At 66.6% G+C, this 13,929-nt stretch carries 11 protein-coding genes; 6 read left to right on the top strand and 5 right to left on the bottom strand.

Translation table 11 applies throughout. The features are described from left to right. Positions 1–21: 21 nt before the first annotated feature. Positions 22–1,104: an aldo/keto reductase gene (locus AZG88_RS18370; protein ID WP_061698504.1), complete on the bottom strand. Its 1,083-nt coding sequence runs from the start codon at positions 1,102–1,104 to the stop codon at positions 22–24. 150 nt (positions 1,105–1,254) lie between these two features. Between AZG88_RS18370 and AZG88_RS18365 the strand changes: the two genes are divergently transcribed. Together AZG88_RS18365 and AZG88_RS18360 are read left to right on the top strand one after the other, a co-directional pair. Continuing rightward, positions 1,255–2,178 (top strand): AraC family transcriptional regulator, encoded by a 924-nt coding sequence (locus AZG88_RS18365; RefSeq protein ID WP_061698497.1) that lies wholly within the window; start codon positions 1,255–1,257, stop codon positions 2,176–2,178. A gap of 108 nt (positions 2,179–2,286) precedes the next feature. Then, positions 2,287–3,183: a glucose 1-dehydrogenase gene (locus AZG88_RS18360; protein ID WP_005246520.1), complete on the top strand. Its 897-nt coding sequence runs from the start codon at positions 2,287–2,289 to the stop codon at positions 3,181–3,183. A 31-nt stretch (positions 3,184–3,214) separates the two neighbouring features. Here AZG88_RS18360 and AZG88_RS18355 read toward each other — a convergent pair whose 3' ends face one another. Beyond that, entirely contained in the window at positions 3,215–3,958 is a 744-nt protein-coding gene (locus AZG88_RS18355) for a Clp protease N-terminal domain-containing protein (protein WP_005246522.1), read from the bottom strand. Between the two features lie 131 nt (positions 3,959–4,089). Between AZG88_RS18355 and AZG88_RS18350 the strand changes: the two genes are divergently transcribed. The 4 genes from AZG88_RS18350 to AZG88_RS18335 all read left to right on the top strand — a co-directional run bounded on the left by AZG88_RS18350 (position 4,090) and on the right by AZG88_RS18335 (position 7,618). Continuing rightward, positions 4,090–4,452, top strand: coding sequence for a PadR family transcriptional regulator (locus AZG88_RS18350; protein WP_005246523.1), 363 nt, complete (start codon positions 4,090–4,092; stop codon positions 4,450–4,452). After that, a complete protein-coding gene (locus AZG88_RS18345) occupies positions 4,452–5,798 on the top strand; it encodes a permease prefix domain 1-containing protein (RefSeq protein ID WP_061698496.1) in 1,347 nt (448 codons plus the stop codon). The genes AZG88_RS18350 and AZG88_RS18345 overlap by 1 nt, the downstream gene beginning before the upstream one ends. Positions 5,799–5,816: 18 nt before the next feature. Next, a complete protein-coding gene (locus tag AZG88_RS18340) occupies positions 5,817–6,530 on the top strand; it encodes a YwaF family protein (protein ID WP_005246525.1) in 714 nt (237 codons plus the stop codon). Positions 6,531–6,628: 98 nt separating this feature from the next. Further along, positions 6,629–7,618 carry a rod shape-determining protein gene (locus tag AZG88_RS18335; protein WP_061698503.1) on the top strand — a complete coding sequence of 330 codons (990 nt, stop codon included), beginning with the start codon at positions 6,629–6,631 and terminating at the stop codon, positions 7,616–7,618. On the opposite strand, the gene AZG88_RS18330 is transcribed toward AZG88_RS18335, so the two are convergent. The 3 genes from AZG88_RS18330 to AZG88_RS18320 form a co-directional block, all read right to left on the bottom strand. Then, positions 7,619–10,474, bottom strand: a complete 2,856-nt coding sequence (locus AZG88_RS18330) for an FtsW/RodA/SpoVE family cell cycle protein (RefSeq protein ID WP_005246527.1) — start codon at positions 10,472–10,474, stop codon at positions 7,619–7,621. Positions 10,475–10,493: 19 nt separating this feature from the next. Continuing rightward, positions 10,494–11,726, bottom strand: coding sequence for a hypothetical protein (locus AZG88_RS18325; protein WP_005246528.1), 1,233 nt, complete (start codon positions 11,724–11,726; stop codon positions 10,494–10,496). Between the two features lie 213 nt (positions 11,727–11,939). Further along, the gene (locus AZG88_RS18320) at positions 11,940–13,469 is read right to left on the bottom strand and encodes a membrane protein (protein WP_025432627.1); all 1,530 of its coding nucleotides are present in this window, start codon (positions 13,467–13,469) and stop codon (positions 11,940–11,942) included. Positions 13,470–13,929: the final 460 nt, after the last annotated feature.

Genomic DNA, 13,929 nt, shown 5'->3' with positions numbered 1-13,929 from the left:
TCCGCACAAGTATGTGGGCCGTCAGTACCGGACGTCGCTCTGCAGCAGCGGCGGATACACGGTGGAGGATTCCCCGTCCACGGTGGTGCCGGCGAACTGGAGCATCGCCCGCTGCTCGCCGTGCATCGGCACCGGGTAGTTCAACGTCGGCGCCGAGACTTCGTCGAGCGTGCGGAGGTGTTCGGGGCTGAGGGTCACCTCCAGGCCGGCGATGTTGTCCGTGAGGTGTTCGACGCGCCTGGCACCGAGGATGGGCACGACGGTCCCGGATCGGGCACGCAGCCAGGCCAGCGCGACGGCGGCCGAGGTGGTCGCGAGGTCGTCGGCGATTGCGGCGACGGCGTCGATGACTACGAACTCGGCGTCGGTCGGGCCGCCGACGAAGGCGGTGCGGGCGGAGTCGGTGACCTCTGTGCCGCGGCGATATTTGCCGGACAGGAAACCGTTCTTCAGTGGGCTCCACGGCACCAGCGCCATGCCCTGATCGAGTGCGAGGGGCGCGAGTTCGCCCTCGACGGTGCGGGCCAGCAGTGAGTATTCGACCTGCAGTGCGATCAGCGGGGTCCAGCCGCGCAACAACGCCGTGGTCTGGGCCTGCGCGGTCACCCACGCCGGGTTGTTGGAGATCCCGATGTAGCGGATCTTGCCGGCGCGAACCAGGTCGTCGAGGGTGCGCAGGGTTTCCTCGATCGGGGTGTGGCGGTCCCAGTTGTGCAGCCAGTACACGTCGACGTAGTCGGTGCGCAGGCGGCGAAGGGTCTCGTGGAGTTGGGCAATGATGGCCGCGCGGCCCGCACCGCCGCCGTTCGGGTCGCCGGGATAGAGGTTCGCGAAGAACTTCGATGCCAGCACCACCCGCTCGCGCCGACCGCGATGGGCGGCGAAGAAGTCGCCGAGGATCTTCTCCGAGTGGCCGTTCGTGTAGAAATTGGCGGTGTCGATGAAGTTGCCGCCGAGGTCGAGATAGGTGGCGAGGATCTTCTCGGATTCCTCGACGCTGCAGCCGGCGCCACCGGCGTCTTCGCCGAATGTCATCGCTCCGAGGGCGAACGGGCTGACTCGCAGTCCCGAGCGGCCGAGTGTGACGTACTGATCGAGTCGCATGATCTGCTCCTTGTGTATCGGAATGTGCACATCTATCGAAACGCGACCTGCGGTGACGGCGGTAGATCGATCGACGCTGGGCATTGCACGATCCTCTCGATGTCGCCACGATCGGGTTGCCGGACTGCCACACGGATGCTTTCGTGAGTTGTGCGCAACTCCCCCGACCTGCTGGACGAGATCCGCGCCGGCATCACGCTCCATGCCCGGCCGGATCTGCAGACGCCGATCGACGGGTTGTTGCTGTCGAAAGTGACGGCCACGTCGGCGGTCCAGGAGTATTCGCTGACCGAACCGCTGCTGGTGATCATGGCCCAGGGCGGCAAGCGGCTCCTGCTCGGCGACCGGGTCTACGAGTACCGGGCGAGGCAATGTCTTGTCGTCACCGCCAGTCTGCCTGTCACCGGCCACTACATCGACATCAGCGAAGGCGCGCCCTCGTTGGCCATGGGACTGGTGCTGCGCCCGGCCACCATCGCCGCACTGATGCTGCAGGCCCCGACCGAACGGTGGTCCCGCGGCACCGCCGGCCTGCCGGCGATCGAGACCGGCGACGCAGACGACGATCTACTCGACGCCGCGGCCCGGATGCTGCGGCTGCTCGATCATCCCGCGGATGCGCCCGTGCTGGCCCCGCTGATCGAGCAGGAGATCCTCTGGCGGCTACTCACCGGCCCACACGGGAGCACGACACGCCAGATCGGGATGGCCGACAGCGACCTGTCGCATGTCAGCCGGGCGATCCACTGGATCCGCGACAACTACGCCGAGCCGATGCGGGTCGATCATCTCGCACGATTGGCCAGCATGAGTCCATCAGCGTTTCACCGGCACTTTCGAGCCGTCACGGCCATGAGCCCCTTGCAGTTTCAGAAACGGATTCGACTGCAACAAGCCCGCTCGATGCTGGTCGCCCACCCCGGTGACGTCGCGGGCGTCGGGCATCACGTCGGCTACGACAGCCCCTCACATTTCAATCGCGAATACCGCCGCCTGTTCGGCGCCTCCCCCGGCAAAGACGCCCAAGGCCTACGCACGAACACCGCACTATCGCACACCGGTCCCCTGCCCTGACGGTTTCCGGGTGCTCTCGAAGGGGTAAGCGTGACGGGAAGCGCCTCACTGATTCGACGAACTTGTCGGTCCTGCTTGCCGATTCGACAGAAGACGAAGGGTACGAGAATGGCCGACCAGTACGCCCGGCAGGATCCCACTACGCAATACCCCGCCCCCGATCGCGAACACCAACCGGAGCTACCGCACCCAGGACTGACCTCCGACATGGTGACCGCCCCGGATCACGGCGAGAAGTCCTATCGGGGAAGCGGGCGCCTCGACGGTCGCCGCGCCCTGATCACCGGCGCGGATTCGGGCATCGGACGAGCGGTCGCGATTGCGTTTGCTCGCGAGGGTGCCGATGTCGTGGTCAGTTGCCTGGACGCCGAGGAGTCGGACGCACGGGAGACCGTGCGACTGGTGGACGAGGCCGGACGACAAGGCGTCGTCGCGACCGGCGACATCACGTCGGAGGACCACTGTCAGGCGCTCGTGGACCTGACGGTCCGTGAACTCGGCGGTCTCGACATACTCGTCAACAACGCGGCCTTTCAGATGGTGCAGGCGGGTGGTATCGCCGACATCACCACCGAGCAGTTCGACCGTGTCCTGCGCACGAACCTCTACGCGCTGTTCTGGTTGTGCAAGAAATCCATCGCGGTCATGGAACCTGGATCGACGATCGTGAACACCTCGTCGATCCAGGGGATGAATCCGTCTCCCGGGCTTCTCGACTACGCCACCACGAAGGCAGGGATCATCGATTTCACCAAGGGTTTGGCGGCCGATGTGGCGAAGCGGGGAATCCGGGTCAATGCCGTTGCGCCGGGGCCCATCTGGACGCCACTGATCCCCGCGACAATGCCCGCCGACGGTTATCGGCAGTTCGGGGACGACGTGCCTCTGGGCAGGCCCGGCCAGCCGGCCGAACTGGCACCCGCGTACGTATTCCTCGCATCGAACGAATCCAGCTACGTCACCGGAGAAGTGCTCGGCGTCACCGGCGGGACGCCCTTCACCTGAGCACCGCGCGGGTGACGGAGGCCCTGCGAGGTCACTCCTTTTCGCGGGCGGCGACGATGGCGTCGAGGTTGGCGGCGATGTTCTCCTCGGCGGCAGCTTTGTCGACACCCAGTCCGGTGAGCACACCGACCCCGTCCTCGACCTCGAGGAGGGCCAGCAGGATGTGCTCGGTTCCGATGTAGTTGTGCCCCAAACGTAGTGCCTCACGGAAGGTCAGTTCGAGCGCCTTGCGTGACTGAGCATCGAAGGGAACGAGTGCGGGCATCTCCTCGACCACGGGGGGCAGCGTCGCGGTCGCGGCGTGCCGGACCGAATCCAGGTTCACGCCCTGCGCGGCGATCGCCCGGGCGCCGAGCCCTTCGGGATCGGTCAGGAGTCCGAGGATGAGATGCTGGGGCAGGATCTCGGCGTTGCGCGCCGCCCTGGCCTCGTTCTGCGCGACCACCACCACCTGTCGTGCGCGCGGAGTGAACCGGCTGAATCCCTGATTCGGGTCGAGGTCGGAGGCCTGCCCGGGATCCTTGGGGACGAACCGCTTCTGCGCGGCCTGCTTCGTGACGCCCATGCTCTTGCCGATTTCGGTCCACGATGCCCCCGAGCGGCGGGCCTGATCAACGAAGTGGCCGATGAGATGGTCGGCCAGTTCACCGAGGTGTTCGGCGGCGAGGACCGCGTCGGTGAGTTGCTCGAGTGGGGCCTCGGCGTGCACCTTCTTGATCGCGTCGATGAGCTCGTCGAGTCGGATGGGTGGGGTCGTACGATCCGAATTCTCCATGCGTCAACTCTAGGTTGACGCACAGCGAGCGTCAACCCCAGGTTGTCGATGTCGACTTCCACGAGCTGCACACGGACCCGCGACCCGATCTGCTAACTTTGATGACTAGCAGTTCTAGGGATAGGGGTTCTATGCATATCGAGAAAGATCTGGTGGCAGCTTCGGCCACTCCCCTCGTGCTCGGAATTCTCGCGGAAGGCGAGTCCTATGGGTATGCCATCTTGAAGCGAGTCAACGACTTGTCCGGTGGACGGATTCAGTGGACCGACGGAATGTTGTACCCCCTCCTGCATCGCCTGGAAAGGTTGGAATACGTGTCGGCGTCGTGGGGGGCCTCCGACAGCGGGCGAAGGCGCAAGCACTACACGATCACCGCTGCGGGCCGGGAGATGCTCGCGGAGCGACGCGCCCAATGGGACGTCGTCGCGGACGCTCTGAGCCAGGTCTGGCGCTCCGTCCAGCTACCCCCAGCCTCCGCCGAAGGATGGTCGTGATGGATACCGACAAGGAACTCGAATCGCAGATCGGTCAGTGGCGGGGTTTCGTCGAGCGCCGTCACGCGATATCCGCCGCCGACACCGACGAGATGGAAGACCATCTACGTGATCAGATTTCGGACCTGTCCGCCGCCGGGCTGAGGACCGACGAGGCATTCCTGGTCGCGGTCAAACGCATGGGCAACGTCGACGACATCTCCCGCGAGTTCGCGCGGGAGCACTCCGATCGGCTCTGGAAGCAACTCGTTCTGATGCCGTCCGCGTCGGATGGCGGCGGCACTCGCCCCACACGTGAGCTGTTCGTCGTTCTCGGGCTCGCCGTCGGCGCGGCACTGTCGGTCAAGGCAGGCGTGGCGACACTCGGCGAGCAGGACCTCGCACGCAACGTCAGTCTGTTCGTTCTTCCGTTCCTCGCCGGATATTTCGCCTGGAAGCGACAGGTCACGGCCCGTCTCGCCGCGGTACTGCTGGTGCCGTTCGCCCTGGCGGCGGTTCTGTTGAACGTCTTCCCGTTCGCGTCGAACGGTTCCACCGAGGTGATCGCGGCGATTCACGCACCGATCGCGCTGTGGTTCGCCGTCGGTCTCGCGTATGTCGGGGGTCAGTGGCGATCGGATCGGCGGCGAATGGACTTCATCAGATTCACCGGCGAATGGGTCGTCTACCTGACCCTCCTCGCCCTCGGCGGCGGCGTCCTCATCGGCCTGACGATCGGTGCGTTCGACGCGCTCGGCCTGAGTGTCGAGTGGTTCATCGAGGACTGGGTGCTGCCGTTCGGGGCGGCCGGCGCGGTCATCGTCGCAGCATGGCTCGTGGAGGCGAAACAGAATGTAGTCGAGAACATCGCCCCAGTCCTCACCCGCGTGTTCACCCCACTGACCACTCTCATGCTGCTCGTGCTGCTCACGGCATTCGTTACGACCGGCAGCGTCGTCGACGTCGACCGAAACCTGTTGATCCTGATGGATCTCATTCTCGTCGTCGTCCTGGGATTGCTGTTGTACGCGATTTCCGCCCGTGACCCCTACCTGCCACCCGACCTCTTCGACCGCCTCCAACTCGTCCTCGTCGTCAGTGCCCTCGCGGTCGACCTGCTGATGCTGTTCGCCATGCTCACTCGAATCGCGGAATTCGGCTTCACCCCGAACAAGGTGGCGGCACTCGGAATGAACCTGGTCCTCCTCGTCAACCTGACCTGGTCGGCTCATCTCATCCTCGGGTTCCTGCGCGGCCGCCGCGGTTTCAGCTCCACCGAACGCTGGCAGACCCGTTACCTTCCCGTCTTCGGCGTGTGGGCGGCGTTGATGGTCGGCGTTCTCCCACCGGTTTTCGACTTCGTGTGACCACGGAGCTGATCGAGATTGTTTTCCTCGCAAAGGGAATTCACGGCATACGGCCCGTCCTACTGGGCCATGATCGCGCTGTTCGTCGTGGGGTCCGCGATTCTGGTCTGGCGCGGACGCCGCCAGACCGAATCGCAGGCCCGACGCCTCGGCCGCGTCCTTGCGGTGCTGACTGCCGCGATCTACGGCGCGACGCTGGTCTATTTCTCGTTTCCGCCCACGATCGGCGGCTCGGTACCGCTGCGCCTGACCGATCTCGCGACCGTGGCGGCGGCCTGTGCGCTGTGGTCCCGGGCGCAGTGGGCCTACGCGCTCACGTACTACTGGGGACTCGTGCTGAGCACCCAGGCGTTGATCTCGCCTGTTCTGACCGGTCCGGACTTCCCCCACTACCAGTTCCTCGCGTTCTGGGCGATTCACCTGCTCGTGGTGTGGGCGGCCATCTATCTGACGTGGGGCCGAAGGATGCGGCCTCGGTGGCGCAGCTACCGGTTCACGGTCCTGGTCACGGTCGTGTGGGCGGCGGCTACCTTCACGTTCAACCGTGTCGCCGGAACCAATTACGGATTCCTCAACAGAAAGCCCGCCACCGCGACCCTTCTGGACGTTCTGGGTCCGTGGCCGGTGTACCTACTGACGGCGACAACACTGATTCTCGTCGTGTGGGCCCTGATGACCTGGCCGTGGGAGCGGGCACGACGGCGCGCCGAGGAAGGCCCCCTGCCGTCCTGACGTTGTCCCGGGTCTTTGGTGTCGCGCATTATCTTCCGAACGACGCTGCCGCTGCGTAACATCAGATCCATCTCGCTGGAATCCCGATGGAGGCCGACGTGGGTGGACTTGGTATCGATCTCGGAACTGCCAACACTGTCGTCGGAACTCCCGACGACGGCATCGTACTGAACGAGCCGTCCTTCATGCTCGTTCGAACGAAGGATCCGCACCGTGCTCTCGCGATCGGCACGGAGGCGCGAAGTCTCGTCGGCCGCACTCCTATCGGAATCACGCCGGTTCGACCGATGCGTGACGGGGTGATCGTGGACCTGGAGTCGGCGCGGGCATTCGTCACGGCCGTCATCAAGCGGGTCTCCTCTGCACGGCGATACGGGCTGCGGCCCAAGGGAGTCATCTCGGTCCCCGCGGGTGCCACCCCGCTCGAGCGTCGGGCCCTGCTCGAGGTCGGCCACGAGGCCGGTTTGCGGAAAGTGGGGTTGATACCGGAGCCGGTGGCGGGTGCGCTCGGTTGCGGAATCAACCCCATGGAACCACGCGCACACCTCGTCGTCGATATCGGCGGCGGCACTTCGGAAGTCACCGCCATCTGTTTCGGTGGCATTCTCTCTCACCGTAGTTGCCGCGTCGCGGGCGACGAATTGACGAACGCGCTATACCAGTACCTGAAGGCAGAGCACAAGATCGTCGTCGGCGAACTCACCGCCGAGCGTGCCAAGTTGGGTGAACCCGACAGCGCCGAGGGGCAGTCGCTCGTCGTCGAGGGCCGCGACGCCGTGACCGGCCGCGCACGCCTGGTGACACTCGAGACCGAAGAGATCGTGGAGGCGTTGCGGCCGACGACAACCGGAATCGTGCAGACATTGACGGAATGCCTGGACGACCTCCCCGCGCAGGCCATCGGTGACGTGATGTCGGAGGGGCTGCTCGTCATCGGTGGCGGCGCGTTGCTCCGCGGGCTGTCCCAGCTGCTCGAAGAGTCCTTCGGATTCCCGGTGAAGACCGCCGAGCGCCCGCTCACCTGCGTCGCCGAGGGCGCTACGGCGTGTCTGGTGCACCCTGAGGTGGTTGCCGCCTACAGCGCCTGATCACCGAATCGGCGCCGGCGCGGGTGGTCGCGGAAAGTAGTGGTCGAGGAGTTTCTTGACCACGGGGCCCGCCGTCGCCGACCCGAAGCCACCACCGCGGATCAGCACCGACACCTGGATCTGGGGTGCGTCGAAAGGCGCGACCGCGGAGAACCAGGCGTTCAGTCCTTCTCCGGGCGCCGACGGGTCCTCCGCCGTGCCGGTCTTCGCGCCGGCCGGGACCGGGAGGTCCGCGAGTTGCCCGGCGGTCCCCGCCGACGCGGACGCCCGCATTCCTGCCCGGACGGGACCCAGCAGGTCGGCGAAGGGTAGACGCTGCGGCGCCGCCGTCGGTATGGGCACCGAGTCCGACCCGTACGCCGCGGCGAGCTGGGGCGTCACCATCGCGCCTGTGGCGATCCCCGACGTCCAGCGCGCCACCTGTATCGGGGTCGCGCTGACGGTGCCCTGTCCGATGCCCATCAACAGGGTCGACCCGGGATACCAGGTGGCCCCGATACTTCCGACGTTCTCCGGGGTGCCGAGGAACCCCTCGGCCTCGCCGGGTAGGTCGATTCCGGACCGCCGGCCGACGCCGAGTTGCCCCGCGACGTCCGCCATCTTCTCCGGGCCCAGGAGTTCACCGAGCTTGTAGAAGTAGACGTTGTCGGACCACTGGATCGCCTGGAGCAGATTGTGCGGGCCCATCGGTTGCCAGTTCCGGAACGTGTGACCGCCGTAGGTGTAGGCGGCGCCGGTGTCGATCACCGTGTCCGGCGACAGCACCGGGTATCGGGTATTCGCCGCCGCGACGACGATCTTGAAGGTGGAACCGGGCGGGACCGCGGTCTGGGTGGCGTTGTTGAGCAACGGGCTCGGCCCCGGGGTCTGACTCTGCGCCGCGAGGGCGACGAGGTCGGCCGGAGGTCCGTAGACGTTGTTGTCGGCCCCGGGAACACTGGCGAGGGCCAGCACGGCTCCGTTCCGCGCGTCCATCACGACGGCGGCACCGAGGTCGCCCTTGCTGGTGCGCATCGCCTCCACGAGCGCGTCGGTGGCCAGGTTCTGGACCCCGATGTCGAGGTGCAGGCGCAGATCGTGGCCCCGTACCGGGTCCACGCGTTCGCCGGCCGCCACCGGATGCCCGGACGGATCGACGTACATGCACTGTTTGCCGTCGCTGCCGCGGAGCAGAGCGTCGTACTGCTTCTCGAGTCCCGCCTTGCCGACGCGTGACCCGAGCGCGAGATGCGGCCAGCGTTCCATGTCGTCGGCGTCGGCGACCCCGACGTGTCCGAGGACGGAGGCGAGCACGGCACCGTACGGGTACTGCCTGCGACCGGACGGCACCACGAGCACACCGGGAAGTCGCGCATCCACGATGCGGCGAGCCTGGTCGGGCGCGACTCTGCCTACCGCCACCTGAGATTCCCCCTCGCCACCGGCCTCGATCAGGTCCGCCAACTCGTCGGGAGACGTGGCTAGCAGAGCGGCCAACCGGTTGCGGGTGTCGTCGTCGTTCTCCTCGAACATCCGAGCGACCACCGCCACGGCGTACTCGGCGACATTGACCGCGAGCGGAATACCGTTGCGGTCGAGGATCAGTCCGCGCTCTGCGGGCAGGCGGATGCACCGCATCATCTGCTGGTCGCTCATCGCCCGGAACTCCGCACCCCGGTCGTGTTGCAACTGCCACGCGAATACCGACATCGCGACGAATGCCGCGGTCATCGTCAGGGTGCCCGCCGACATTCCGCGCGGGCGGCGTCGCCGTCGGGGATCCGGGGTCCACAGCGGTCGCGCGACGCCGTCTCGGCGCACCGCGAGCACCAGTCCGATGGCGACGAAACCGACGATGGCGGCGGTGCCCCCGTAGCTGAAGAGGGGAATCGGCATGCCGGTATGGGGCAGAAGCGACAGACTCTGACCGATCGACACCAGCGCGTGGATGCCGAACAACGCGCCGATTCCGGCCGCGACGAGTGCGGCCTCGCGAGTGCGCGCCGTGCGCGCGGAGAGTGCAGCCCGCCACACGATGACCGAAGTTGCCACCACGACAGCCAAGCCGGCGATCAAACCCCACCCGTACACCAGGCTGGCGAACGCGAGATCGTGCTCCGATTCGGGAAGATACTCGGCCCGCACCGCGTACATCGGGTCGCGCGCCAGCCCCCACAGGCCACCGCTGCCGATCGCGATGTTCGCTTGCAACTCGGCCCATCCCGCGCCGGCGGGGTCGGCGTTGCTCGACAGAAACACGTGGACCCGTTCGAGCTGGTAGGGGCGAAGGAAGAGCACGGCCAGCGGAAGCGACGCGAGACCCAGCACGAACAGCGGAACCAGAGGCAGCAGCGGGACGCGGGCGAGGATGAGCATGAATCCCAACGTCGCGACAAGGACGACGGCAGTCGACAGGTCGGGTTGGAGTGCGACGAGTGCGATGGGTACACCCCCGATCGCCAAGGTCGCGACGAATCGTGCCGGCGTGAACCCACCTGCGAGCATGCTCGCAGGCACGAGAACCAGGGCGAGCTTCGCCAGTTCGGACGGCTGGACGGTGAACACGCCGAAGTCCAGCCAGCGTTGAGCACCCTTGGTCGCGACCCCCGCGAGCGGCACGACCGCCAGCAACACGGTGGCCACGGTGAACACTGCCCAGCCGAAGGCGCGGAGATCACTCATCCGCAGGCGGGACACCACATACATGATGCCGAGACCGGCAACGGCGAAGAGCGTGTGGCGAACAGCGTCTGCTGTCTTCCCTGTCGAGAGCAAATTCAGAAGGCCGAGCACGACGAGAACGATCGCCGCACCGACGATCCACGGGTCGGATTCGTGCTTGTCGTCGTGCTTGTCGTCGTGCTTGTCGTCGTGCATCCCACCCCTCCCCCGGCGCTCAGCAGCGAGCGTTTTCGGCGGGCACCAGCAGCGGCTCGGACGCGGCCGTCGCCGGGGCGCTGGTGACGGCCGCGACGGCAAGCGCGGCGCTCGGCGGCAGATCGGTCCGGACGATGCCGTAGACCTGTTGTGACCCGGACTGAACGGGCAGCGTCACGTCACTGCCCGTCCGCACCTCGCCGGAACAGCGGTCGTACACGTTCACCCGCCACGTCACGGCGCCGACAGCTGCCGCCGGATCGAGGTGAACGTCGACCCGGACCGCGCACGCTTGCCCGGGGCGACACCCACCGTTGGCGCGCGTGGCCGTGACGAGGGTGATCGGCCCTGCGCTCCCGGGGGCACCGACGTCGACGGACGACGGCGCCCGGCCGACATCGGTCGTCGCCGGCGCGGCCTGATCAGCCGGGGGTTCCGGTGGAGGCGGCGACACGGGCCGAATCTGATTCTGCTCCGCGGGATTCACGGGATTCAGGACGGCGTCCCACCCCCGGCGCAGCTCGGACCACACCCGTGGAGCCATCAACGCTGCAGCGACAAGTATCAGGATCGCGATCAGACCGAGCGCTCCCTGCCGCCGCGACGGTCGTCTCCTTTTGCGATGCCACGGATTCCGGACCGGCGGGAACCAACCTGACGGTGCGAGGGTGGATTCCTCCGCAACATACGGCCAGTCCTGTACGTCCGTCCGCTCCCCCACGACTCGACTGTCAGTACGCGGCAGTCCCATCGTCGCTGCGACGAGCCCGGCAAGTTGGCAGCGTTTCCTGCTCTCCTGTGCCGGGTCGACGTCGGGTGTGATCGCATGACGGACCCGTTGCACCAACGCATCCAGATCTGTTGTTTCGGCGAGCGTTTCGTGCAACCGGTCGGCCAATGCCGAACCGCGACAGTTCGTCGCGATACGTCGGACGAGCTCGATCACCGCCTCGCTCATGCCTTGCCGTGACGCACTGCCCGTGCACCCGATCGTGAGCTGTCCGCTTTCGGACACCGTCACGTCCCGGAGGTGGAGTGGGTAGGGCCCTTCGCTGCGCGCAGGTTCGAGTTGATCGAGCGCATCCGTGACGAGTAACGCAGCCTGGGCTGGTGTCAGGGCCGCGACCGCAAGAAGTCGTCCGAGTGCGACACCGCGGACACGTTCGTGGTGATCGATGTGTTCGGGCGGGTCGGGGCGGGCATCGGCGGGTTCGGTTCTCCTCGCAAGGAGCCCTGTCACTGCTTCGATCATCGTGCACCCCGACGCTATGCCTCCCGCACGGTTGGGACGACACCGGAGCGGGCGGCGGCGGACCTTGAGTTGGGCTTACTCGCTGCCGAAATCCTTTACGCCTTTGTCATTCCATTTAACTCCGGGCCGTGCTCCGGCGTCCGAGAAATCGCCCCGTCCGCTTCGACACAATTGTGTGTCGTCGATCAGACAGCTGGTTCGCCACGGTGCCGGTCAGCTCACGCTCGGCGGTACCCCGAACGCCTGCATCACGACCGCACCCCAGTCCCGCCACATCGGGCACGGTGGAGGATCCCGGCGGTCCAGGAACCGGATCACCTCGTCGTCGAAGGCAGCCGATGTCGGCAGCGACGAGTGTTCGGCGCGGACCGGGCAGCCATTGCGTGCGACGTCCAGCCGCCAGCCGTGCGGCATCAGTGGAAGGTCGGCAGCCGAGGTGATACTCAGAACACGCACCTCCCCGGGCAGCGGCTCGCCGAGAATGGCCTGGGCACTGCCCGCGGTGCCGAGCAGTTGCCGCGCCGCGGGCGTATCGGGGTCGAAGTGGAAGAAGACGATGTCGGTCGCGGGCGCCGCCCAGCGCAACAGGTCGCCGAACACCCTGCCCCGTCGGTCGACGTCCGGAGGCGGAAAGCCGAGCGGGGTTTCCGGAAAGACACCCACCAGCACCAGCACGTCGACCCGCGCCCGACCCGTGGCAACCGCTTCCCACGCAATCCAGGCGGCATGGGAATGTGCGGCAACGACCAACGGCCGCTGCAGGTTTGCGGTCTGTTCGGCAAACAAGGCGACCTGTTCCTCGACGGGGCGCTGGGTGTCGGCAGGTTCGTACGGGGCACCCGATCTGATCGGACACGTCGAGTCGCGCTGAGGCTGCCCGTCACCGGGGCCGGCGTAGGAGAAGTAATAGACCTGATCGCATTCGTAACCCAGCCGGTGCACGTCCGCCCGGTGGATGCTCCCCTGACCCGAACGCGAATTGATTCCGGACATGATGAACAGCGAACCGGCCTGTCGTGACCCGGGTTCCGGATCGTCATACCGTCGTGTCTGAACAAAGACCACCGACATCACACTCAATGCGACGAGGACGGCAGCGAGCGCAGTGACGGGCCGGGTGAGCGGCGCACGGTCCATCGCCCACACCGTCAGCCCTGTCGCCGCAGCCGAGATCGGCACGAGCAGCACAGTGACGGCCGGGGCCCGGTCGGCCAGAGCGCCGAGCCCGAGGACCGCCGCGCAGTACGGCGCCATCACCTCGATCCGCAGGCCGCGACGCCACACCCGCGCCATCGCCCCGCGCAGGGTCACCCCACCCTGCCACGGGACCGGGCCGAGTATCAGGACCAGCAGCCCGACCAGCGCCACCGCCGGCCAGAACGCCCGCGAGTACAGCGTCGCGTAGGCGGTCGCGTCACCGAGCGTCGCCAGGAGGACGGGGCCGAACGCCGTCGCGTAGAACACCGCGGCGAAGCGGAGGCGTCGGGCATCGAGTCCACCGAGAAGCCAGGCCATCAACATGACCCGCGCGGCCGACACCACGGCCAGCAACATCAGGAACTGGGGCCACGAGGCAGTACGTACCAGCAGAAGTCGCAGGTCCGCGAACTGATCCAGCGGCGGCAGCGCAACAAGGTGCAGCAGTCCCGGCCAGACGGGAATTATCCCGCTCGCCGCGAGCACGACGACGAGCACCGCGGCGGCGGCCAACGGCGACCACCGCGTCCACTTCGTCGACGTCATATCTTTCGCTGTACTCGCTGTTCGTGGTCCTGCACAACCCGTGCGGCGACCACGCAGGACAGGTTGTCAGGTCCGCGGCCGACCCAGCTGGATCGGACAGCCCCCGCTGCGTCGATGCGACCCGGATGTCCTCCCGCCCATGTCCCCGGCGGTTGGGCAGGCTCGGGTGATCGCTCGACTCCTGAACATGCTTCGGTTCCGGGGCCGCATCCACTCCTCGAACTGAATCTTCAGCATCCGACACGCTTCCAAACAGAATTATCTGCAGTTCTCTTGGCACTGAATTGGCGAATATTCATACTTGGTTCCGCGATGAAGTGATGCGCCTCACATTCACCGTTCGCCGCGACTCCCGTCGCGCACAACCCACACCCACAGGCTCAGGAGCTTTACCCGTGAAAATCGGCATCCCCCGCGAGATCAAGAACCACGAATACCGCGTGGCCATCAGCCCCGCCGG

Source organism: Rhodococcus sp. LB1 (assembly GCF_001583455.1).
GTDB lineage: Bacteria > Actinomycetota > Actinomycetes > Mycobacteriales > Mycobacteriaceae > Rhodococcus_F > Rhodococcus_F opacus.
The sequence above is the reverse complement of the archived record's forward strand: the minus strand, read 5'-3'. Positions and strand labels throughout refer to the sequence as shown.